The following is a 22,021-nucleotide window of genomic DNA, read 5'->3' as shown; positions in this document are numbered from 1 at the left end:
AGGTTATCCACAGTATGCGTGGATAACCCGGAGAGCCTCGGCGGCAAGCGCTTGAGCGAGGTGGAAGGATGGATGCACCACGAGGATTCAGTCGTTACCTGGGGATCGCGGAACGTTTCCTGGCCCGTGGCCGGGTGCCCGCCTTGTTGATTGCAGTAGCACGCAAGCGCTCGCGCCTGAAGCTGGTGAAGAGCGACCTGCGCCTGCTGCAGGAACTGCTGGTGGCCTGGGTTCGCGGCGAATACCGCGGACTCAGCCGCCAGGCGTTGCTCTCGGTGATCGCGGCGCTGGCCTATTTCCTTTCGCCGGTGGATATCGTTCCCGACTTCATCTTCGGTGTCGGCCTGCTCGACGATCTCGCCGTCCTGGCCTGGGTAGTGCGTCGCTGGCAGGCCGAGCTGGATGCCTTCAAGGTCTGGCGTGACGCCCAGGGCGTCGAGACGCAACAGGCGCTGCGAGAGCTGCCGGCTCCCAGGGCGGAGCGCGTTCAGGGTTCCTGAGGCGCTTGCAGGCTGTTTTCCAGTAGGCGCCCGATGCTGCCGTCCCTGACCATCTCATCGAGCACCCGGTCCATACTTTCGACGGGGACCGGCAGTTGTCCGCCATAGATGCAGTGCATCCGATAGCTCTGCAGTACCAGCGGACTGACCCTCAGGCCCAGCTCGGGATGCTGGCGCGTCAGGTAGAGCAGCGGGCGGCGCATGTCCACCGCGGCGTCCAGGCGCGAACGCTTGAGCATCTGCACGCGACTGGCCAGGTCGCGGGTATCTTCGCGGCGAATTTCCCCGGCAGCGAAGGCCTGCATGAGATTGTCCGCGTAGACATAGCCTAGACTTGTACCCAGGGTCTTGCCGCGCAGCTCGGCGAAGTCGCGGATCGCCGGACGGTCGTCGCGCTGCAGCAGGACGTCCTGCTCTTCGAAGAGGGCAGGAGACCAATGGTAGCGTTCGGGTTTGCTATCCCATCCGGGGTTGGAGTTGCAGATCACGTGAATATGTCCGCTGGCCATGAAGCCGTCGATCCTTCGGTTCGGCGTTTCCACGAAACGCAGCGACAATCCCAGCCGCTGCGCGACCCGCTCCCCCAACTGGCGGGTGAAGCCGCCTTGCAGCTGGTGATCGACGATGTCCACGTAGGGCATGCCGTCGGCGGGGCTGAAGCCCCAGCGCAGCTCGCCGGCGAAGGCCTGTCCGACTCCCAGCAGGATGCACAAACCAAGACTTCTCCGGCGCACCCGTGGGCTCCTCCACCAGGCAGACTGTGTGACCAGGGCAGCAGTATAGCCAGTCCGCAGCGGCGCGGTGCCTGATAAGATGGCGGCTTGCAAGGAGACCGACATGAATGTCCAAGTGATCACGCGAGACGGCGAGGCGGAATACGCGGTGTTGCCCTGGGCCGAATACCAGGCGTTGCTGGCCGCCGCCGGTCGCCCGGCCGCCAGTGTCGCGGTGGAGACGACCGCGCCGGCGGTGCCATCCGCGAGCCTGCTGGAGCGCCGCGAGGCGCGCGGCCTGAGCCTGGAACAGGTGGCCCGGGAGGTCGGTATCAGTCCTTCCTACATGGCGATGATCGAACGCGGCGAACGCGAGGCCAGCGAGGCCATCCTGTTCGCCCTGGAGCGTGTGCTGGGCAAAGCGACGGGGGCCTGACCTTGAGTGTGCTGATCAGCCGTAAACACTGGGATAGCCTGCTGCTGGAAATCGAGGATGCGCGTCGCCAGCGTCATCTGCTCACCTACCGGGCGCTGATCGAGCGCCTGCAACTGCCGACTCCGGCGATGACCACCCTCACAGCGGCTCTCGAGCACCTGGCATCGCTGGATGCGCGCTCGGGGCGTCCGTTGCGCAGTTCGCTGGTCATCAGCCAGGGCGCAAGCCGCTTGCCGCGCACCGGTTTCTTCGAGTGCGTGGAGCGCCTCGGGCGTTTTTCCGGTCCGCCGGACGGCCCGGCCGCGGCTGGCTGGCATGCGGCGGAAGTGGTCCGTGTCTTCGAATTCGAGTATCCCGATGAACTCTGAATGGATCTGGCGCCTGCGCGCCCGCCTCGGTTACGGCGTGGCCCGGCAGTTGCTGGGCTGGCCCTGGCTGGTCAAGCAGCCGCGAGCCTGGCAGTGGATGCAAGGGCAGTTCTCGCGCATGGCCAACCTCGGACACCGCGACGCCCAGGCGTTCTACGGTCACCTGCTGCTGTTCCGTGGACAGGGCTTCGGCGCACGCGAGGAGGGCCTGCGCCTGCTGCGCCTGGCTGCCAGCGCGGGCGATGGGAAATCGGCCTACCAGCTCGGCGTGCAGGCGCTCAAGGGCGACAGCCGGCAAGCGCCCGACGCGCTGGCAGCCAGCCGCCACTGGGCACTAGCGGCAGAGGCGGGCCACCCGCTGGCGGCGCGCAAGCTGGCGGAACTCTACCGCGATGGAGGCCCGGGCCTGGCGCCGGACAGCGAGCGCGCCGAGCACTATGCGCAACGGGCGTCCGCGCTCGGTCTCTAGCTGAACGAACGGTTCAGGCGGCCTCGATCAGGTGCAGGCTGTAGCCTGGCACCGCCTTGGCCTGGCGCTTGGCCTCGGAGGCCAGCGTCGCCAGGTGCGCGGCATCCATTCCCTGGCAGGCTTCGGCCGGTAGGTGCACCACGCCGACGGACAATGACAGCAGCGGGTACTCCTCGCGCTGGCCATGGCGGTTGTGCGCAACGAAACAGCCGGCTTCCAGGTGCTCGCGGCTGTAGAAGCGCCGGCATTGGCTCTGGAAGGTTTCCAGCAACCGGTCGATCCGTGTGCGCCAGTCCTCGGGGCCGAGCACCAGCATGAAGTCGTCGCCGCCGATGTGGCCGACGAAGTCGCTGCCCGGGTCGATCCGTTCGCTCAGGCACTGTGCCAGGCACAGCAGGACCTCGTCGCCGCGGGCGTAGCCGTAGAGATCGTTGAAGGGTTTGAAGCTGTCGACGTCGATGTAGCAGATCACCGCCTCGCGCCTTTGTTGCAGCAGGCGTTCGAGGCATTGCTGAATCGGCACGTTGCCGGGAAGCAAGGTGAGCGGATTGGCGTGCCGCGCCTGCTGGAGCTTTTCCTCGGTGATCAGCCTGAGCACGTCGATCACCCGGCCCATGCCCGCATAGTGCCCGCCGCGGGTGACGATGAAATCTTCCTCGATACGCTGGCGTGCGCGGCTGGTCAGCAGGCGGCTGACCTGCTGCAGGGTCTGGCCGAGTTCCACGGCGAGAAAATCGTCGCTCATCAGGCGGCTGATCGGCTTGCGCAGGAACAGGTCGCAGGCGAAGGGCCGGAGCAAGGCGTCGGTGAGCGCGTGGCGATGGACGATGCCGATGGGACGCCCTTCTTCGTCGAGGATCGCCAGGGAGTTCTGGTTGGCCTGGCGGCGGAAGATTTCCACCACTTCCTGGGTCGAGGTGCGAACGTCGACCGCGCGCTGTTCCAGCAGCAGCGCACGCAGGTCGCCGTGCTCGTCGCTGGAAGACTGGCTGGGGGCGTCAGCGCTGGGCAGCATCTGTTGTACGTCGCTCGCCGGGTGTTCCTGCGGGCGGCCGAACAGATAGCCTTGCACCAGGTCGACCCCCATCTCGCTAAGCACCGCGAGTTCCTCGGGCAGTTCGATGCCTTCGGCGATGACCTGGGCGCGAGAGGCCCGCGCCATCTTCAGGATGGAGCCGACGAACTCGCGTTTCACGGTGTCCAGGTGGATGCCGTCGACGAAGTGGCGGTCGATCTTCACGTAGTCCGGACGCAGTTCCGACCACAGGCGCAGGCTGGAGTAGCCAGCGCCGAGGTCGTCGAGGGCGATGGAGAAGCCCATGGCGCGATAGTGGTGCAGCGCGGTGTCGAGCAGGTCGAAGTCGTCGATGGGGGTCTGCTCGGTCAGTTCGATCACCACCCGGTTCGGCGAGATCCCCAGCTGTTGCAGCAATTGCAGGGTGCGGCCGGGCGGATGACCGGCCTCGAGGAGGGACTCCGGGGAGACGTTGAGGAACAGCATGGCGTCGCCCTGGATGTCGCGGAAGCGGCTGAAGGCGCGTTGTCGGCAGAGTAGTTCCAGTTCGCTCAGCCGTCCGCATTGGCGGGCCACGGCGAACAACGCCAGGGGCGAGTGCAGCGGGCTGTTGGACGGACCGCGGGTCAGCGCTTCGTAGCCGACCAGGCGCCGTTCGGAAAGCGAGAGGATGGGCTGGAACAGGCAGTGCAGGTCGCCGTGGGCCAGGATGCTGTCCAGGGCGCTCAACTGCTCGGTGACGGTCATGGAACGCTCTCGTCGCAATGAAAAAGGGCCGGTTGTGCAACCGGCCCCGTATTTCACGACAGTCCCATGACTGTTTTATGACGCTCCCGCTGAACTCAGTGCTTGGCCACCGCCGAGTTGAGGTTCAGGTAGTCCAGCAGGATGTGCCCGGACTCGGTGAGGTAGGCGTCGTCCTGCGGCTTGGTCTTGTCGTCCTCTTCCGGCAGGGCGTTCTCGTCCTCGCGCTTGAGTTCCTTCAGCGGCTCCTGGCCCTTGGACTTGCGCAGGGCGTTCTCCATGGCCAACTGGCGGTTCTCGATGCTGGTCTGCTGGGCGCGGCGCTTGGCCTCGTTCAGGCTGACGGTCTTCTCCTTCATCAGCTCCTGGGCCAGCGCCAGGCGCTCGCGGGCGTAGACGAAGTCGGCGTTGTTCTCGGTGCGCGCGTCGTGCTGGGCCTTGAGTTGCGCGAGGAACGGCTTGAACGGGTTGGCCTCGTCCTTCACCACCGGGCGGATGGTGTCCCAGGGCATCGAGTCGGGCAGGGCGCTTTCGCCGATTTCCTTGTCGTCGACGATGGACGGGTAGCTGATGTCCGGGATCACGCCCTGGTGCTGGGTGCTCTGCCCGGAGACACGGTAGAACTTCGCCAGGGTCAGCTTCAGTTCGCCGTGGTTGAGCGGCTGGATGGTCTGCACGGTGCCCTTGCCGAAGGTCTGTCCACCGAGGATCAGCGCGCGGTGGTAGTCCTGCATGGCGCCGGCGAAGATCTCCGAGGCGGAGGCCGAGAGACGGTTGACCAGCACCGCCAGCGGGCCGGTATAGAAGGCCTTGCCTTCGTCGTCGTTGAGCACGTCGACGCGGCCGTCGCTGTTGCGCACCAGCACGGTCGGGCCCTGGTCGATGAACAGGCCGGTCAGCTCGGTGGCCTCCTGCAGGGAGCCGCCGCCGTTGTTGCGCAGGTCGAGGACGATGCCATCGACCTTGTCCTTCTGCAACTCGGCGACCAGCTTCTTCACGTCGCGGGTGGTGCTCTTGTAGTTCGGGTCGCCGGCGCGGTAGGCCTTGAAGTCCAGGTAGAAGGCCGGCAGGTCGATCACGCCGAGCTTGTAGCTGCGGCCTTCGTGGTCGACCTTGATGATGGATTTCTTCGCCGCCTGGTCCTCCAGCTTCACCGCCTCGCGGGTGATGGCGACGATCTTGCTGGTCTGGTCGTTCGGCGCGTTGCTCGCCGGAATCACTTCCAGGCGTACCTGGGAACCTTTCGGCCCACGGATCAGCTTGACCACTTCATCCAGGCGCCAGCCGACTACGTCGACCATTTCGCCCTTGCCCTGGGCGACGCCGATGATCTTGTCGGAGGTGGCGATCTGCTTGCTCTTCGCCGCCGGGCCGGCCGGCACCAGGCGTACGACCTTGACGTAGTCGTTGTCGCTCTGCAGCACCGCGCCGATGCCTTCCAGCGAGAGGCTCATGTTGATGTCGAAGTTTTCCGCGTTGTCCGGCGACAGGTACTGGGTGTGCGGATCGTAGGACTGGGCGAAGGCGTTGATGTAGGCCTGGAAGATGTCTTCGCTGCGGGTCTGCTTCAGGCGCGACAGCTGGTTCTTGTAGCGCTTGGTGAGCTGTTCCTGGATCGCCTTGTCGTCCTTGCCGGTGATCTTCAGGCGCAGGACCTCGTCCTTCACCTTCTTGCGCCAGAGGTCGTCGAGCTCTGCGGTGTCCTTCGCCCAGGGGGCCTTTTCGCGGTCGATCAGCAGGCTCTCGTCGACGCTGAAGTCGATCTTGTCGACGCCCTTGTCGAGCATCGCCAGGGCATAGTCGAGCCGACCTTTCAGGCGGTCGAGGTGGCGCTTGTAGATGACGAAGCCGGGATCGAGGTCGCCGCTCTTGAGGAAGTCGTCGAACCTGTTGCGCCAGCGATCGAACTCGGCGATGTCGCCGGCGGTGAAGTACATCCGCGCCGGATCGAGCATCTTCAGGTAGCTGTCGTAGATCTTGGCCGAGCGTTCATCGTTCAGTGGCGGCTTGTTGTAGTGGTGCCGCTTGAGCAGTTCCACGACGTTGAGGCTGGCGATGACCTGCTCGCGGTCCGGCTGCAGGCTGTCCCAGGAATTCTGGGCGCTGCCGACGGAGACGGCGGTCGAGGCGAACAGCGGCAGCGAACTGGCGCCGAGGAGGAGCAACAGGGCGGTACGGGGCAGAAAACGCTTCATGCTGATTCGACTGATCGCGGAGTAATGACGCATATTAGGCCTTATTAGCCGGCGCCGGGTTCCCTTGGCGCAATGCAAAAAGCCCGACTCTGGGTGATCGGGCCGTGACAACCCCACTATGGAGGCAGCGTGAACGCATTGCAAGGTATCGAAGGTCGTGTCGAGTGGTCGGAAATCGCCGCCCCGTCCTGCGGTCAGGGCGAAATCCGCATCCGCGTGGCGGCCGCCGGACTCAACCGCGCCGACCTGTTGCAGAAGGCCGGGCTCTACCCGCCGCCACCCGGCGCCAGCCCGGCGCTGGGGCTCGAGTGTGCGGGTGTGGTCAGCGAGGTGGGCGCGGGCAGCACCTGGCAGGTCGGCGACCGGGTCTGCGCGCTGCTCGCCGGCGGCGGCATGGCCGAGGAAGTGGTGGTGGACGCGCGCCACGTACTGCCGGTCCCGGCAGGGCTGAGCCTGGCGGAGGCGGCGGGGATTCCGGAGGTCTACGCCACGGCCTGGCTGAACCTGTTCCAGTTGGCGGCGTTGCAGCCCGGCGAGAAAGTGCTGCTGCACGCCGGCGCCAGCGGCGTCGGTTCGGCCGGCATCCAATTGTGCAAGGCGTTCGGCAACCCCTGCTGGGTCAGCGTCGGTTCCGCCGAACGCCTGGCCTACTGCGAATCCCTGGGCGCCGCCGGCGGCGTGCTGCGCAAGCAGAGCCTGGAATCGCTGCGCGATTTCGCCCCGTTCGACGTGATCCTCGATCCGGTCGGCGCCCGCTATGCCGGGTTGAACCTGGAGTTGCTGCGGCGCGACGGGCGCTGGGTGATCATCGGCCTGATGGGCGGCCGCGAGGCGCAACTGGACCTGGCTCAACTGCTAGGCAAACGCATCCAGTTGACCGGCTCGACCCTGCGTACCCGCGATACCGAGTTCAAGGCGCAGTTGATCGCCGAGCTGGGGTTGAAGGTCTGGCCATTGTTCTCCGCCGGGAAACTCCGTGCGCAGCTGGAGCGAACCTTCCCGATCGGCGACGCCGAGGCGGCGTTCGAGGCGCTGGCGAGCAACCAGGTGCAGGGCAAGGTCGTGCTGGTGGTGGACCCGTCGCTGGCCTGAAGGGCCGCTTCGGCGAGGCGATGGAAAGCGCGATCCGCTCGCGCTTTCGCGGCGAGCCTGTCAGCGCCAGGCGTTGACCGGCCAGCCCATTTCCTTGGCGTAGGCGAGCAGGGTCGGGTCCGGATTGACCGTGTTCGGATGGCCGACCAGCTTCAGCAGCGGCAGGTCGTTGCGCGAGTCCGAATAGAACCAGGCGTCGGCCAGTTGGCGATCGTCTCCTTCCAGCAGGTCGAGCAGACGCAATACCTTGCCTTCGCGATAGGTGAGGGTGCCGAGGGTGCGGCCGGTGTAGTGTCCGTCGAGCACTTCGAGATCGATGGCGAGGACTTCGTCGACGCCGATCCGCGCCGCGATCGGCTTGACCAGGTGCACCCCGGATGCGGAGACGATCAGCACCCGGTCGTTGGCGCTGCGGTGGCGCGCCAGGCAGGCGCAGGCGTCGCTGTAGATCAGCGGCTCGATGACCTCCTCGACGTAGGCCTCCACTTCCCGCTCGACTTCCTCGACGCTGCGACCGATCAGCGGTTGCAGGGTATAGTCCATGTACAGGTCCATGGACAGCTTGCCCTCGGCGTACTGCTCCATCAGTTCGGCGTCGCGGCGGACGAAGGATTCGTCGACCCAGCCGAGACTCGCCATGCGCTGGCTCCACAGGCTGGAGCAGTCGCCGTGGATCATGGTTTCGTCCAGGTCGAAGATCACCAGGCTCATCAAGCTACCTCTCGAATACTGTTGCGATCGATGACCAGCGTCAGCTGACTGCCGGCCGGATACAGGCGGTCTGCGCTGCGGTTGAGGACGTCGACGGTGAGTTCCACCCCGGCGGCCTCGACGCGGTAACGGATCACGTTGCCGAGCAGACTGTGCGAGCGTACCAGCGCCGGCACGCCTTCGCTCGGTTCGTTGCCCAGGCGCAGGGATTCCGGGCGGATCGCCACCTGTTGCGCGCAGGGCTGGCCGAGCAGGCGGCTGGCCTGTTCGGCGTCGAGCAGGTTGTAGTTGCCGATGAAGCCGGCGGCGAAGGCGTTTTCCGGCGCGGTGTAGAGGGTCTCCGCGTCGCCGCTCTGGACGATGCGTCCGGCGTTCATCAGGACGATGCGGTCGGACAGGGTCAGCGCTTCCTCCTGGTCATGGGTGACGAACACCGTGGTCAGCCCCAGCTCCTGCTGGATGCGGCGGATCTGTTCGCGCAGGTGCTTGCGGATGCGCGCGTCGAGGGCCGACAGCGGCTCGTCGAGCAGCAGCAGGCGCGGGCGCGTCACCAGCGAGCGGGCCAGCGCCACGCGCTGGCACTGGCCGCCGGAGAGTTGGTGCGGGTAGCGTGCGGCGTACTCGCCCAGCTCCACCAGTTCGATGGCTTCGGCGACCCGCTGCTTCAGTTCCGCCGCAGGCACCTTCTGCATGCGCAGGCCGAAGGCGACGTTCTGTTGCACGGTCATGTTGGGGAACAGCGCGTAGCTCTGGAACACCATGGCGATCCCGCGCTTCTGCGGCGGCAAAGGCACCACATCCTCGCCGTCGATGAGGATGCGCCCGCTGTCGACCTCGGTCAGCCCGGCGATGCAGCGCAGCAGGGTGGACTTGCCGCAGCCGCTGGGGCCGAGCAGGGTGACGAACTCGCCGCGGGCGGCGGCGAAGTCGATATCGCGGAAGATGCTGGTGGCACCGTAGCTCTTGTCGAGCTGTTCGACGCTGACGAACGACATGATCAGGCCTTGTCCTTGTTCAGTCGATTGGCCGCCCAGGTCAGGACCAGGACGAACACGAAGTAGGAGACCACCACTGCGCTGGTGTAGTGGCCGCTGCTGTTGCGCATGTTGTTGAGGAACACCTGCAGGGTCTCGTAGCGGGTACCGACCAGCAGGTTGGCGAAGACGAATTCGCCGATGAGGAAGGAGAACGACAGCAGCAGGGCCACCATCACCCCCTTGCGCAGGTTCGGCAGCACGACCAGCAGCGCCGCCTTCCAGGTGCTGGCGCCGAGCAGGTGGGCGGCGTCCATCAGGTCGCGCAGGTTGATCGCCTGCAGGTTGTTGGTGATCGCCCGGTACATGAACGGCAGGGCGATGGTGAAGTAGCAGCCGACCAGCACCCAGGGCGTGCCGATCATTTCCAGCGGCCCGCTGGCATAGAGTTGCAGCAGGCCCACCGAGGAGACGATCGGCGGCACCGCGAAGGGCAGCAGGATGAGCACGTTCATCACGCCGTCCAGGCGCGGGAAGTGGTAGTGGATGACGAACATCAGCGGCAGGATCAGCAACACGCTGAACGCCAGGGCGCCGAAGCAGACCAGCAGCGAGCGGGCGAAGGCCAGCAGGAAGCGCTGGTCGCTCCACAGCGTCAGGTACCACTTCAGGGTCAGGCCGTCCGGCAGCAGGGTCGCCGACCACTGGGTGGCCAGCGAGTAGAGCAGGGTCGCCGCCAGCGGCAGGACCAGGATCAGGAACAGCGCGCAGACCACCAGGCGATGGTAGAGCGCGGCAGGACGTCGATCAGCGCGCGACATGGTAGCTCCTGCGCAGCAGCCATTGGTGGACCAGGGTGATCAGGGTCATCAGGCCGACCAGCACCATGGCCAGGGCGCTGGCCATGTTCGGGTCGGGGAACACGTCGCCGGCGACCAGCGCGCCGATGCGGATCGGGATCACGTTGAAGTTGCCGGTGGTCAGCGAGTACACCGTGGCGTAGGCGCCGAGGGCGTTGGCCAGGAGGATGACGAAGGTACCCAGCAGCGCCGGGGTCAGCACCGGGATGCCGATGTGTCGCCAGTACTGCCAGCCGTTGGCGCCGAGCAGCGCGGCGGACTCGCGCCAGTCCTCGCGCAGGGCGTCGAAGGCCGGGTAGAGCAGCATCACCCCGAGGGGGATCTGGAAATAGGTGTAGAGGATTATCAGACCGGTCTTCGAGTAGAGATTGAAGTCGTCGATCCAGCCGGCCTGCTTGAGCAACAGGGTCAGCGCGCCGTTGAAGCCGAGCAGGATGATGAAGGCGAACGCCAGCGGTACCCCGGCGAAGTTGCTGGTCATGTTGGAGAAGGCCATGACGAAGTCGCGCAGGCGGCTGTCGACGTGGCGCAGCGAATGGCTGCCGAGCACCGCGATGAGCAGGCCGAGCAGGCTCGACCAGCCGGCGATCTCCAGGCTGTGGCGGATCGCCTGGCGGTAGAAGGGCGAGCCGAACAGCTCGAGGTAGTTGGCCAGGCTCCAGGCGTCGCTGGCCTTCAGGCTGTTCAGCGCGACCCAGGCCAGCGGCGCTATCTGGAAAATCACGAAGAACGCCGCGAAGGGCAGCAGGAACAGCAGCGCCAGCCATTTGCCGGAGAGTCGTTTCATGGGGCGAGCAGCTCCCGGCAGACGGGTTTGTCGTGGGCGGCGCCGAGGATTTCGCAGAGCGTGCCGCAGAGGTCGGTCTGCAGCGGTTGCGCCAGGTCGTCGCGGCTGAAGGCGTCGCCGAAGACGAACAGCGGCACCTCGCGCTCCTCCTCGAGGATGCCGCCGTGGCTGCGGTCCTCGTTCATTCCGTGATCGGCGGTGATCGCCACCTGGTAGCCGGCCGCCAGCCACTGGTGCAGGTATTCCGACAGCAGTGCGTCGGCGCGCCGCGCGGCGTTGCGGTAGGCGGGGCTGGCGAGGCCGTGCCTGTGCCCGGCGTCGTCGATGTTCATCGAGTGGACCAGCATGAAGTTCGGTGCGTGCCGGCGGCGCAGGCTTTCCGCGTCGGCGAACAGGTGCGAGTCCGGATAGTGGTCGCTCCAGTAGAAGTGTCCGCGCTGGATCGGCATTGCGCTGTCGTCGGTGTGGCGGTCGCGGGCCGGGTCGAACGGCGCGCGGTTGTACAGTTCGCTGACCCAGTGGTAGGCCGCTGCCGCGGTACTCAGGCCGGCCGCGCGGGCGTAGTGGAACAGGCTCTGTTCCTGGCTCAGGCGGACCACGTCGTTGTGCAGGATGCCGCTATCGATCGGCGGCACTCCGGTGAGGATGCATTCGTAGAGCGGCCGGGACAGCGAAGGCAACTCGCATTCCAGGCGGTACGACTGGCCGCGGCCGGCGCCGCAGAGGGCCTGGAGATGCCCCATGCAGTCGCGGGCGACGCTATGGTTGAGGCCGTCCAACAGGACGAGGATGACGTCGTGGCGCATTCGGGGTATCCGTCGATGCGGGGCGGCCGCCGGGGAGGGCGGCCGCGCTCCGCGTCACTGCATGTTGATGATCACCGCTTCCTGCCACTGCCGCGGCAGGCGCTTGGAGGTTTCCTCCCAGGCCTTGGCGTCCTTGATCGGCTGGGCCTTGGCGTACTGCTCGTTGGGTAGCAGTTGGGCCTTCACGTCGTCCGGCAGGGTCAGGCTCTCGGCGCGGATCGGTCGCGCGTTGCCCTTGGCCAGGTTGATCTGTCCGGCGTCGCTGAAGATGTACTCGCGGGCAAGCTTGGCGGCGTTCGGGTGCTTGGCGTACTTGTTGATGATGGTGGTGTAGCCGGAGATCACCGAGCCGTCCGAGGGGATCAGCACCTCGAAGCGCTCCGGGTCGATCTGCTGGCGGTAGCTGAGGCCGTTGAAGTCCCAGACGATGCCGACTTCGACCTCGCCCTTTTCCAGGGTGGCGATCACCGGGTTGGTCAGCGACAGGCGGCCCTGCTTGGCGATCTTGCCGAAGAACTCCAGGCCCGGCTTGATGTTCTTCTCGTCGCCGCCGTTGGCGATGGCCGCGGCGAGCACCCCATTGACCGCCTGGGCGGCAGCGCTGACGTCGCCGATGGTGACCTTGTACTTGCCCTGCAGCAGGTCGGCCCAGCTGTGCGGTACGTCCTTCACCAGTTGTTTGTTGACGATGAAGGCGATGGTCCCGGTGTAGGCGAGTGCCCAGTGGCCGTCCTGGTCCTTGGCCCAGGCCGGGATCTGTTCCCAGGTGCTCGGCTTGTACGGCTGGCTGACGCCCTGCTGCACGGCGATGGGGCCGAAGGCGGCGCCGACGTCGCCGATGTCGGCGCTGGCGTTGTCCTTCTCGGCCTTGAACTTGGCCAGCTCCTGGGCCGAACTCATGTCGGTATCCATGTGCTTGAGCCCATACTTGCTCTCAAGGTCCTTCCAGGTGTCCTTCCAGTTCGCCCAGCTGTCGGGCATGCCGACGCTGTTGACCTGGCCTTCCTTGCGCGCGGCCTGTTCCAGCGCCTGCAGGTCCGCTTCGGCGGCCAACGCCAGGCCGCTGCCGAGGGCGATGGTGGTTCCCAGCAATGAAGCAAGCATGCGTTTCATTCGGTGCTCCTTCGTTCGAGAGGTTCGGTCGGGCAGCCTCGGGAGTTCTCGACGCTCCTTCGGGCGGGACTGCCGCGGGTGTGGTCTAGATCAGCAAGACCCAGGCCAATCTAGAGCCGCTGGATGACGGTTTCATGTCAGCTAGCCGCGCCTGGCATCGCCGCGGCTTGCATCCGCAGAAGCGTAGACCATGCTTAAGCCCTCGATTCCATGGGCGCCGGGCGCCTCCGGGAAGACCGTTGTCTTGTACCTGTCACGTCCCGGTCATCTGGGTTTCCTAGCATCGGACGAGCCGGAGGCACAGGGCGGGCCGGCGGAAATGCCCCTTGTTGGGGCTGGACTAGACCAATAAGGAAGCTGTCGATGCGTGACGAAGCGCTACCCACCGTAACGGCGATCTGCCGGGCGCTCAGCGAGCAGATCGGCCATGGTCTGCTGCCGGCGGGTGGCAAGCTGCCGGCCGAGCGCAAGCTCAGCGAGCTGTTCGCGACGACCCGGATCACCCTGCGCGAGGCGCTGATCCAACTGGAGTCGCAGGGCCTGATCTACCGTGAGGAGCGCCGCGGCTGGTTCGTCTCCCCTGAGCGGCTGGCCTACAACCCGCTGGTCCGCAGTCACTTCCATGCGATGGTCAGCGAACAGGGCCGGGTGCCGGCGACCGAGGTTCTGTCGGCCCGGCAGATGCCGGCGAGCGCGGCGGTCTGCGAGCTGCTGGAGCTGCCGGCGCTGTCCAGCGTCTACCAGATCCGCCGGGCGCGGCGGGTGGACGGGCGGCTGGTGCTGTATGTCGAGCACTACCTGAACGCGCAGTACTTCCCCGGAATCCTCGGCCACGACCTGACCCGCTCGCTGACCGAACTCTATGCCAGCGAGTACGGCATCCACTATGGGCGGGTGCGTTTCGACATGGTGCCCACAGCACTGCATGCCGAGGCTGCGGCGCCGCTGAAGGTGGCGGTGGGCAGCCCGGCCCTGCGCATCAGCCGGATCAACCGCGACCAGCGTGGTCGGCTGATCGACTGCGACCTGGAGTTCTGGCGCCACGACGCCATCCATATCAGCGTCGAGGTACCGCAGTAACGCCACGCGTCGACGACCTGCGGCACCTTCTGCGAGGATGGGGCTCCGGGAAAAGGAGCCCTCGCATGTTCATACTGCCGATTTCGTCCGACCTGCACCTGGAGCTGCTCGACCAGCCGCGCGCGGAGGAACTGTTCCGCCTGGTACGTGCCAACAGCGAGCACCTGGCGCCCTGGATGCCGTGGGTGCCGCTGACGCAGAGCGTGGACGATACCCGCCGTTTCATTGGCGAAGGCCAGCGGTTGTGGGCGGAGCGCAGGAGCTGCCGCTGCGGGATCGTCGAATCCGGATGCCTGGTCGGCGTCATCGACCTGCACGACTTCACCGAGGACAGTCGCAGCGCCAGCATCGGCTACTGGCTGGCGGCGTCCGCGCAAGGGCGCGGGCTGCTGGCCAGGGCGTTGGGGAAGACGATCGAGCTGGGTTTCCTTGGCTACGACCGGCAGCGCCTGGTGATCCGCTGTTCCACCGAGAACCTGCGCAGCCAGCGCGCCGCCGAGCGCCAGGGCTTCCGGCGCGACGGAGTGATCCGGGCCAACGAGATCATCGCCGGGCGTGCCCACGACCATGCGATCTACACGCTGTTGCGCAGCGAATGGCACGCTGCGCACGCCTGAGTGGCCCCGGGCGAATGCCCGGGGCGTGAGCGCGCCTGGCGCTCAGGGCAGCTCGCTGCTGGCGTAGAAGGCGCCGAGCACCTTGACCAGGTGCGCCAGGTCATGGCTACCGGCCAGCTCGCGAATCGAGTGCATGGCGAAGGTCGGCAGGCCTATGTCGACGGTGCGCACGCCGACCTGGCTGGCGGTGATCGGGCCGATGGTCGAGCCGCATCCCATGTCGCTGCGGGTCACGAAGCTCTGCACCGGCACTTCGCTGTCCTGGCAGAGGTGGCGGAAGAAGCCGGCGGTTTCGCTGTTGGTGGCATAGCGCTGGTTGCTGTTGATCTTGATCACCGGACCGCCGTTCAGCGCCGGGCCATGGTTGGCGTCGTGCCTGTCGGCGTAGTTCGGGTGTACGCCATGGGCGTTGTCGGCCGAGACCAGCAGCGAGCGCTGGATCGCCCGGCTGAAGGCGTCGCCTTCCGGCAGCAGGCGGCGCAGTACCTGTTCGAGGAACGGACCGTCGGCGCCGCAATGCGAACAGGAACCGACTTCCTCGTGGTCGGTGCAGACCAGGATGCAGTTCTCGTCGCCTTCGGCGTTGAGCAGGGCTTCCAGGCCGGCGTGGCAGGACAGCAGGTTGTCCAGGCGCGCCCCGGCGATGAACTCGTCGTTGAGACCTACCACCGCGGCGGACTGGGTGTCGTAGAACGACAGCTCGTAGTCCAGTACCACGTCGGCGGTGATGCCGTGCTCGCGCAGCAGCTGTTCGTCGAGCAGCAGGCGGAAGTCGGCGGCCTCGCCCGGCGCCAGTTGGGCGATGATCGGCGGCAGTTCGTTCTGCGCGTTGATCGGCCAACCCTCGTTGGCGGCGCGGTTGAGATGGATGGCCAGGTTGGGGATTACCGCGATGGCCTTGCGGAAGTCGACCAGGCGGCTTTCCAGCTTGCCATTGGCGCGGAAGGTGACGCGCCCGGCCAGTGACAGGTCGCGGTCGAACCAGGGGGCGAAGAGGGCGCCGCCATAGACTTCGACGCCGAGCTGGAGGAAGCCGTTGCGAGCGATCTCCGGGTTCGGCTTGACCCGCAGGCAGGGGCTGTCGGTGTGCGCGCCGACCAGGCGGAAGCCGCTTTCCAGGGGCGAGCGACGGCCCAGGCGGATGGCGATCAGCGACGAGTCGTTACGGGTCACGTAGTAGCGGCCGCCGGTTTCGGTGTGCCAGGCGTCGCGCTCGTCGAGGCGGCGGTAGCCGGCGGCTTCCAGGCGGCGGGCGAGGCTGGCGGTTGCATGGAAAGGCGTGGGCGAGGCCTTGAGGAAATCGATCAGGCCCTGGTTGAGTTCTGCGCGCATAGTGGCTCCGGACGGCAATCCATGCAGTCTATCGTATTGTCCGACGGGGTTCAGGTCGTTGGCGGCGGGGCCGGCCAGAAAAAGCGGAAGCTGGTCGTTGTATGGCAAGACGGGGTACCGGAAATCGGCGGGCGGCGTCCCGGCGGGCCGGGACGCGGCGGGGAAGGCTCAGAACGGCGCCGGCGACTCGAAGCGCAGGCGTTCGCCGCTCTGCGGATGGGTCAGGCACAGCAGGCTGGCGTGCAGGCACAGGCGTTCGTGGGCGGCGAGGGCTTCGGGGTTGGCGTAGAGGCGGTCGCCGAGCAGCGGATGGCCGATGGAGAGCATGTGCACGCGCAACTGGTGCGAACGGCCGGTGATCGGCGTCAGCTCGACCCTGCTCCAGCGTTCATGACGCTCGATCACGCGCCAGAAGGTCAGGGCGTGGCGGCCGTGCTCGAAGTCCACCACGTGACGCGGCTTGGTCGGCGGGTCGTAGCGCAGCGGCAGTTCGATGCGCCCGCTGTCCAGTTCCGGCAGGCCCCAGCAAAGGGCGGTATAGGCTTTCTCGGTCTCGCGGTCGTGGAACTGGCGGGACAGCTCGCGGTGGCTGTCGGCGTCGCGGGCGAGCACCATCAGGCCGGAGGTTTCCCAGTCCAGGCGGTGGACGATGCGGGCCTCGGGATAGCCGTTTTCCTGCAGGCGGGTGACCAGGCAGTCCTTGTTGTCATCGGCGCGGCCGGGCACCGACAGCAGCAGGGTGGGCTTGTCGACCACCAGCAGGGCGTCATCCTGGTGAACGATTCGGATCTGGGACAGCGGCATAGCGAACGGGCTCATCGCCGGGAGGCGGCAGGGAGCCTGACGGGCAGGCTCGGTGAAACGACTGCGGCGGCCAATGGCCGCCGCAGTATGGACCCTGGGCGAATCAACGATCCGGCAGGGTGATGTTGAGTTCCAGGATCGAGCAGTTGCCCTGGTTCTCCAGTTCCACCTGGATCTGCTCCTGGTCGATCGGTACGTACTTGCGGATCACTTCCAGCAGGTCTTTCTGCAACTGGGGCAGATAATCCGGCTGTGCGCGCTGGCCACGTTCGTGGGCAACGATGATCTGCAGTCGTTCTTTCGCGATGGAAGCGCTGTTCTGCGATTTCCGACTGCGAAAGAAGTCTAAAAGGCTCATTCACGTCCTCCGAACAGTCTTTGCAGGAATCCTTTCTTCTGCACATCGAGGAATCGATGCGGTATTTCCTTGCCGAGCAGGCGGTCGACCGCATCGCTGTACGCCTGGCCGGCGTCGCTCTGCTCGTCGAGGATCACCGGCACGCCCTGGTTCGACGCCTTGAGCACGGCCTGGGATTCCGGGATCACCCCGAGCAGGCGGATGGCGAGGATCTCCTCGACGTCGTCGACGCCGAGCATCTCGCCCTTGGTGACGCGCTCCGGGTTGTAGCGGGTCAGCAGCAGGTGTTCCTTGATCGGCTCCTCGCCTTTCTCGGCGCGCTGCGACTTGCTTGCCAGCAGGCCGAGCATGCGGTCGGAGTCGCGTACCGAGGAAACCTCGGGGTTGGTCACGACGATCGCTTCGTCGGCGAAGTACATGGCCAGGTGGGCGCCTTTCTCGATGCCCGCCGGGGAGTCGCAGATGATGTATTCGAAATCCTTGCGCAGTTCGGCCATGACTTTCTCGACGCCTTCCTTGGTCAGGGCGTCCTTGTCGCGGGTCTGGCTGGCGGCCAGGACATGCAGGTTTTCGAGGCGCTTGTCCTTGATCAGGGCCTGGGTGAGGGTGGCCTCGCCGTTGACGACGTTGACGAAGTCGTACACCACGCGGCGTTCGCAGCCCATGATAAGGTCGAGGTTACGCAGGCCGACGTCGAAGTCGACGATGACGGTCTTGAAACCGCGCAAGGCCAGGCCGGTGCCGATAGCTGCGCTGGTGGTGGTTTTACCGACGCCACCCTTACCGGAAGTGACTACGAGAATTTTGGCCAAGGTGATTCACCCCAATGAAAAACGTAAGAATTCTGGTCCCTGAAAGTGGCGGCAGTATCCGTTAAAGGCGGGTGATGTTCAACACGTCACCCGACAGGCTGACGTGCACTGCCTTGCCCCACTGCGGGCTGCGTCGCAGGTCCTCCGCGACCTTGTAGTTACCGGCGATGGAGACCAGTTCGGCGGCCAGCTGCTGGCAGAAGATTCGCGCCGTGGCGTCGCCTTTCACGCCGGCCAGTGCGCGTCCGCGCATCGGGCCGTACACATGGATGTTTCCGTCGGCGAGAAGTTCCGCGCCGGGACTGACCGCGGCCAGCACGATCAGGTCGCCGCCGGCGGCGTAGATCTGCATGCCGCCGCGCACCGGGGTCTTCACCACCTTGGTCGGGCGGCTGACGGGCTCGGCGGGCTTCTCTTCCGCCTTGGCCGGCTCGGGCCTGGCTTCACCGGCGCTCGGGCTGGGCTCTTCGGCAGGCTTGCGCGGGGCGCTGTCCTTGATGTCCAGCGGTCGTTCGCGGGCGCCCGAGGGCGGCAGCACCGGCAGGTCCAGGGCCTGGGCGGCGGCGATGTCCTCCTCGCGCCCGGCGCGGATCGCCAGGGTGCGCAGGCCGTGGCGGCGACAGACCTCGAGGAGCGCCGGCAGGTCGAGGCGGCCTTCGCCTTCGGGCAGCTTGTCGAGGGCCATGACCAGGGGGGTGTCGCGGAAGAAGTTGGGCGCTTGCGCCACTTTGTCGGCGAGTTGCCGTTCGAGCCTCGCCAGGTCGTTGTGCGCCAGTTCGAGGATGGTCACCGCGAGCATGCTGCCCTTGAGCTGGAATACGGGGTCTTGATCGAGGAGGTCGGCTTGGCTCATGGGGCTTGTCGGTCGTTGAATTGCAGGGACTTATAACGAGAACGCCGGATGCCCGCAAGCGTGGCAGATAGCCGGGGCGGCATCGATCGGCAACGCGGCGTCCCGCCGGGACGGCGGGCAGGGTAGAATGGCGGGCTTTGATCGTCGTCGGAACCGTCCATGGATCGCCCCCGTTTCTCCAGCGCTTTCCTCCATCCCCGCTACTGGCCGCTCTGGTTCGGCCTGGGACTGCTCTGGCTGGTGGTGCAGTTGCCGTATCCCGTCCTGCTGATGCTCGGCCGTGGCCTGGGGGCGCTGATGTACCGCTTGGTCGGCTCGCGCCGCGAGATTGCCGCGCGCAACCTCGAACTGTGCTTTCCGGAAAAGTCGCCCGCCGAACGCGAGCGTCTGCTGAAGGAGAACTTCGCCTCCAGCGGCATCGCCTTCTTCGAGATGGCCATGAGCTGGTGGTGGCCGAAGGCGCGCCTGGCCCGTCTTGCCCATATAGAAGGCCTGGAGCATCTGCGCGAGGCCCAGGCGCAGGGCGAGGGGGTGATCCTCATGGCCCTGCATTTCACCACCCTGGAGATCGGCGCGGCGCTGCTCGGCCAGGTGCACACCATCGACGGCATGTACCGTGAGCACGACAACCCGGTGTTCGACTACATCCAGCGCCGTGGCCGCGAGCGGCACAACCTCGATGCCACCGCCATCGAGCGCGAGGACGTGCGCTCGATGCTCAAGGTGCTGCGTGGCGGCCGCGCCATCTGGTACGCACCGGACCAGGACTACGGCGCCAAGCAGAGCCTGTTCGTGCCGCTGTTCGGCATCCCGGCGGCCACCGTCACCGCCACCACCAAGTTCGCCCGCCTGGGCCGGGCGCGGGTGTTGCCGTTCACCCAGAGCCGCCTGGCCGATGGCAGCGGTTATCGCCTGACCATCCACCCGCCGCTGGAGGACTTCCCCGGCGAGAGCGAGGAAGCCGATTGCCTGCGGATCAACCAGTGGGTCGAGCGCTGCGTGCGCCAGCAGCCCGAGCAGTACCTGTGGGCGCACCGGCGTTTCAAGACCCGCCCGCCAGGCGAAGCCAAGCTCTATCCGAAACGGCGCAAGCGCTGAGGACGGGCATTCCGGACGCGCGCGGGGTCTGGCTATACTCGCCGCAGTTCATGACGGAAGCCCCGCTGTGTCCGATCCCCTTGCCCCACGTCCGCCGCTCACCGGCCTGATCCTTTCCGGGGGCGGCGCCCGCGCGGCCTACCAAGTCGGGGTCCTGGCCGCCATCGCCGACCTGCTGCCGGACAGCGCCGGCAATCCTTTCCCGGTCATCGTCGGTACCTCCGCCGGCGCCATCAACGCCGTTGGCCTGGCTTGCGGCGCCCTGCAATTCCGCCAGGCGATCCAGCGCCTGACCGCGGTCTGGCAGGGATTCCGCACCGAACATGTCTATCGCAGCGACTGGCCGGGCGTGACCCGCCAGGCCTCGCGCTTCCTCGGCCATAGCCTGCTCGGCCTGGGGCGGCGGGTGCCGGTGGCGTTGCTGGACAACCGGCCGTTGCATGAGCTGCTGGCACGTGAGCTGGATTTTTCCGGGATTCATGCGGCGGTGCGCCAGCGCCAGTTGCGCGCGGTGGCGGTGACCGCGTTCGGCTACGAGTCGGGGCAGGCGGTGACCTTCTACCAGGGGCGCGCGACCATCGATCCCTGGGTACGCCATCGGCGCCTGGGCATTCCCACCCGCCTGGAGCTTCGGCACCTGCTGGCCAGCGCGGCGATCCCGCTGCTGTTCCCGCCGGTGCGGATCAACCGCGAATACTTCGGCGACGGCGCGGTGCGTTCCCAGGCGCCCATCAGCCCGGCGTTGCACCTGGGCGCCACGCGGGTGCTGGTGATCGGCGTCAGCGGCAACCCGGCCACCGGTGGCGACAGTGCCATGACCGGCCTGCCGCCGTCCGACCGACCGCCGAGCCTGGCGCAGATCGGCGCCCACCTGTTGAACAGCACCTTCATCGACAGCCTGGAAGGCGACATCGAGCAGTTGCAGCGGATGAACCAGATCGGCCAGTTGGTGGCGCCGGAGGTGCGCCGCCAGGCGGGTGGGCTGGAGCCGGTGGAGGTATTGCTGGTGTCGCCGAGCCGGCCGCTGGACGAGATCGCCGCGCGGCACTACCGGGAGCTGTCGCGGGTGCTGCGGCTTTTCCTGCGCGGTCCCGGAGCGACCCGCGCCAGCGGGGCGGGGGTATTGAGCTACCTGTTGTTCGAGCGCGGCTATTGCAGCGAACTGATCGAACTGGGCTACCACGATGCGATGGGCAAGCGGGCGGAACTGGAGCGCTTCCTGCGGATCGAGCGGTAAACCTTATTCAGGACGGGACAGGCGGAAGGAAAAAACCGCCCCGAAGGGCGGCTCGCGCACGGCTCAGACGGCCAGGACACCGTCGCGATAGTCGCGTAGCGCCTGCTCGATTTCCTCGCGGCTGTTCATCACGAACGGACCGTACTGGACGATCGGCTCGCGCAACGGCTTGCCGGCGAGAACCAGTACCCGGGCGCCGGCTTCGCTGCGCAGGCTCAGTTCCCCTTCTTCGGACAGCCGAGCCAGGCGATTGGTGGCGATTTCCACCGGGCGTTCGCCTTCCACCGTCAGGCTGCCTTCGTAGACGTACAGCAGCACGCGATGGCCGTCCGGCAGGCGCGGGGCGATGCGGCCGCCGGCAGGCAGTTGCAGGTCGTAGTAGTGCGGCTCGGTGTCCGGCCTTTCCACGGCGCCGATCTGCTGCGCCTGGCCGTCGTCGAAGCGACCGGCGATCACCGTGACCTTCACGCCTCCGGCGGTTTCCAGGCGCGGCACGTCTTCCGGCTCGATATCGCGATAGCCGGCCGGGGCCAGCTTGTTCTTCGCCGGCAGGTTGACCCACAGCTGGAAGCCACGCATCGCGCCTTCCACCTGTTCCGGCATCTCGCTGTGGATGATGCCGTGGGCGGCGGTCATCCACTGTACGCCGCCGGGCTTGAGCAGGCCGCGATTGCCGAGGTGGTCTTCGTGGCGCATACGCCCTTCGAGCATGTAGGTCACGGTCTCGAAGCCGCGGTGCGGGTGCGAAGGGAAACCGGCGACATAGTCATCCGGGTTCTGGGTATCGAACTGGTCGAGCATCAGGAACGGGTCGAAGCGTTCCGGGGACGGGCCGCCGATCACGCGGGTCAGGCGGACGCCGGCGCCATCGGAGGCGGGGTGGCCGGTATGCAGTTCGAGGACATCACGGTAGCGGGTCATGGGAACCTCCTGGTTCGTGTATGGCTCGATGATAGTCCTCTGTGATCGATATATGGATGCGGGTTTTATGTGATTCCTATCGATTTATTGAATCGTTCTGAGGAAAAGAAACCGCCGCACAGGGCG

24 protein-coding genes are annotated in these 22,021 nt (G+C 66.5%); 9 read left to right on the top strand and 15 right to left on the bottom strand.

What is annotated here, in order from left to right:
* The first annotated feature begins 68 nt into the window (after nt 1–68).
* The gene (locus tag LJF27_RS26940) at nt 69–500 is read left to right on the top strand and encodes a YkvA family protein (protein ID WP_003114790.1); all 432 of its coding nucleotides are present in this window, start codon (nt 69–71) and stop codon (nt 498–500) included.
* On the opposite strand, the gene LJF27_RS26935 is transcribed toward LJF27_RS26940, so the two are convergent.
* On the bottom strand, nt 488–1,234 hold the full coding sequence (locus LJF27_RS26935; protein WP_014602680.1) for a substrate-binding periplasmic protein: 747 nt from the start codon (nt 1,232–1,234) through the stop codon (nt 488–490). The genes LJF27_RS26940 and LJF27_RS26935 overlap by 13 nt on opposite strands.
* 103 nt (nt 1,235–1,337) lie before the next feature.
* Here LJF27_RS26935 and LJF27_RS26930 point away from each other — a divergent pair, with 103 nt between their 5' ends.
* The 3 genes from LJF27_RS26930 to LJF27_RS26920 are packed head-to-tail and all read left to right on the top strand — an operon-like array spanning nt 1,338 to nt 2,486.
* A complete protein-coding gene (locus LJF27_RS26930) occupies nt 1,338–1,649 on the top strand; it encodes a helix-turn-helix domain-containing protein (protein ID WP_003091597.1) in 312 nt (103 codons plus the stop codon).
* 2 nt (nt 1,650–1,651) lie between these two features.
* Nucleotides 1,652–2,017: a hypothetical protein gene (locus LJF27_RS26925; protein WP_003114793.1), complete on the top strand. Its 366-nt coding sequence runs from the start codon at nt 1,652–1,654 to the stop codon at nt 2,015–2,017.
* Nucleotides 2,007–2,486, top strand: coding sequence for a sel1 repeat family protein (locus tag LJF27_RS26920; protein WP_003114794.1), 480 nt, complete (start codon nt 2,007–2,009; stop codon nt 2,484–2,486). Before LJF27_RS26925 ends, LJF27_RS26920 begins: the two co-directional genes overlap by 11 nt.
* Nucleotides 2,487–2,499: 13 nt before the next feature.
* Here LJF27_RS26920 and LJF27_RS26915 read toward each other — a convergent pair whose 3' ends face one another.
* Both LJF27_RS26915 and LJF27_RS26910 read right to left on the bottom strand, forming a co-directional pair.
* The gene (locus LJF27_RS26915; protein ID WP_023117033.1) at nt 2,500–4,248 is read right to left on the bottom strand and encodes a bifunctional diguanylate cyclase/phosphodiesterase; all 1,749 of its coding nucleotides are present in this window, start codon (nt 4,246–4,248) and stop codon (nt 2,500–2,502) included.
* 95 nt (nt 4,249–4,343) lie between these two features.
* On the bottom strand, nt 4,344–6,440 hold the full coding sequence (locus tag LJF27_RS26910; RefSeq protein WP_003091593.1) for a carboxy terminal-processing peptidase: 2,097 nt from the start codon (nt 6,438–6,440) through the stop codon (nt 4,344–4,346).
* A 129-nt stretch (nt 6,441–6,569) separates the two neighbouring features.
* On the opposite strand from LJF27_RS26910, the gene LJF27_RS26905 reads away from it, so the two are divergent.
* Nucleotides 6,570–7,532 carry an NAD(P)H-quinone oxidoreductase gene (locus LJF27_RS26905; RefSeq protein ID WP_003143495.1) on the top strand — a complete coding sequence of 321 codons (963 nt, stop codon included), beginning with the start codon at nt 6,570–6,572 and terminating at the stop codon, nt 7,530–7,532.
* Nucleotides 7,533–7,592: 60 nt separating this feature from the next.
* On the opposite strand, the gene LJF27_RS26900 is transcribed toward LJF27_RS26905, so the two are convergent.
* From LJF27_RS26900 to LJF27_RS26875, 6 genes are read right to left on the bottom strand one after another with little or no spacing between them, the layout of a single operon-like run.
* Nucleotides 7,593–8,243 (bottom strand): HAD family hydrolase, encoded by a 651-nt coding sequence (locus LJF27_RS26900; protein WP_003091591.1) that lies wholly within the window; start codon nt 8,241–8,243, stop codon nt 7,593–7,595.
* Entirely contained in the window at nt 8,243–9,238 is a 996-nt protein-coding gene (locus tag LJF27_RS26895; RefSeq protein WP_003109170.1) for an ABC transporter ATP-binding protein, read from the bottom strand. Before LJF27_RS26895 ends, LJF27_RS26900 begins: the two co-directional genes overlap by 1 nt.
* A gap of 2 nt (nt 9,239–9,240) precedes the next feature.
* Nucleotides 9,241–10,038 (bottom strand): ABC transporter permease, encoded by a 798-nt coding sequence (locus tag LJF27_RS26890; protein WP_003091589.1) that lies wholly within the window; start codon nt 10,036–10,038, stop codon nt 9,241–9,243.
* Entirely contained in the window at nt 10,025–10,864 is an 840-nt protein-coding gene (locus LJF27_RS26885; RefSeq protein ID WP_003091588.1) for an ABC transporter permease, read from the bottom strand. Before LJF27_RS26885 ends, LJF27_RS26890 begins: the two co-directional genes overlap by 14 nt.
* Nucleotides 10,861–11,670 carry an alkaline phosphatase family protein gene (locus tag LJF27_RS26880; protein WP_015649204.1) on the bottom strand — a complete coding sequence of 270 codons (810 nt, stop codon included), beginning with the start codon at nt 11,668–11,670 and terminating at the stop codon, nt 10,861–10,863. Before LJF27_RS26880 ends, LJF27_RS26885 begins: the two co-directional genes overlap by 4 nt.
* 54 nt (nt 11,671–11,724) lie before the next feature.
* The gene (locus LJF27_RS26875; RefSeq protein WP_003160733.1) at nt 11,725–12,783 is read right to left on the bottom strand and encodes an ABC transporter substrate-binding protein; all 1,059 of its coding nucleotides are present in this window, start codon (nt 12,781–12,783) and stop codon (nt 11,725–11,727) included.
* Nucleotides 12,784–13,146: 363 nt separating this feature from the next.
* Here LJF27_RS26875 and LJF27_RS26870 point away from each other — a divergent pair, with 363 nt between their 5' ends.
* Nucleotides 13,147–13,863, top strand: coding sequence for a UTRA domain-containing protein (locus tag LJF27_RS26870; protein WP_003091585.1), 717 nt, complete (start codon nt 13,147–13,149; stop codon nt 13,861–13,863).
* Nucleotides 13,864–13,928: 65 nt separating this feature from the next.
* Complete coding sequence (locus LJF27_RS26865) at nt 13,929–14,480, top strand: GNAT family N-acetyltransferase (RefSeq protein ID WP_003114799.1); 552 nt, start codon at nt 13,929–13,931, stop codon at nt 14,478–14,480.
* Nucleotides 14,481–14,522: 42 nt separating this feature from the next.
* Here LJF27_RS26865 and LJF27_RS26860 read toward each other — a convergent pair whose 3' ends face one another.
* The 5 genes from LJF27_RS26860 to minC all read right to left on the bottom strand — a co-directional run bounded on the left by LJF27_RS26860 (nt 14,523) and on the right by minC (nt 18,639).
* Entirely contained in the window at nt 14,523–15,812 is a 1,290-nt protein-coding gene (locus LJF27_RS26860) for a M18 family aminopeptidase (protein ID WP_003114800.1), read from the bottom strand.
* Nucleotides 15,813–15,980: 168 nt separating this feature from the next.
* The gene (locus LJF27_RS26855; protein WP_003114801.1) at nt 15,981–16,616 is read right to left on the bottom strand and encodes an RluA family pseudouridine synthase; all 636 of its coding nucleotides are present in this window, start codon (nt 16,614–16,616) and stop codon (nt 15,981–15,983) included.
* 103 nt (nt 16,617–16,719) lie between these two features.
* Complete coding sequence (minE, locus tag LJF27_RS26850; protein ID WP_003091581.1) at nt 16,720–16,974, bottom strand: cell division topological specificity factor MinE; 255 nt, start codon at nt 16,972–16,974, stop codon at nt 16,720–16,722.
* On the bottom strand, nt 16,971–17,786 hold the full coding sequence (gene minD / locus LJF27_RS26845; RefSeq protein WP_003091579.1) for a septum site-determining protein MinD: 816 nt from the start codon (nt 17,784–17,786) through the stop codon (nt 16,971–16,973). Before minD ends, minE begins: the two co-directional genes overlap by 4 nt.
* A gap of 61 nt (nt 17,787–17,847) precedes the next feature.
* The gene (gene minC, locus LJF27_RS26840) at nt 17,848–18,639 is read right to left on the bottom strand and encodes a septum site-determining protein MinC (protein WP_003114802.1); all 792 of its coding nucleotides are present in this window, start codon (nt 18,637–18,639) and stop codon (nt 17,848–17,850) included.
* Nucleotides 18,640–18,798: 159 nt separating this feature from the next.
* Here minC and LJF27_RS26835 point away from each other — a divergent pair, with 159 nt between their 5' ends.
* Nucleotides 18,799–19,737: a lipid A biosynthesis lauroyl acyltransferase gene (locus tag LJF27_RS26835; protein WP_003158335.1), complete on the top strand. Its 939-nt coding sequence runs from the start codon at nt 18,799–18,801 to the stop codon at nt 19,735–19,737.
* Nucleotides 19,738–19,804: 67 nt separating this feature from the next.
* A complete protein-coding gene (locus LJF27_RS26830) occupies nt 19,805–20,974 on the top strand; it encodes a patatin-like phospholipase family protein (RefSeq protein ID WP_003091575.1) in 1,170 nt (389 codons plus the stop codon).
* 63 nt (nt 20,975–21,037) lie between these two features.
* Here LJF27_RS26830 and LJF27_RS26825 read toward each other — a convergent pair whose 3' ends face one another.
* Entirely contained in the window at nt 21,038–21,895 is an 858-nt protein-coding gene (locus LJF27_RS26825) for a pirin family protein (protein ID WP_003116397.1), read from the bottom strand.
* Nucleotides 21,896–22,021: the final 126 nt, after the last annotated feature.

The sequence above is a fragment of the Pseudomonas sp. 203-8 genome, from assembly GCF_020708595.1.
In the GTDB taxonomy this organism is placed as follows: domain Bacteria; phylum Pseudomonadota; class Gammaproteobacteria; order Pseudomonadales; family Pseudomonadaceae; genus Pseudomonas; species Pseudomonas aeruginosa.
The sequence above is the reverse complement of the archived record's forward strand: the minus strand, read 5'-3'. Positions and strand labels throughout refer to the sequence as shown.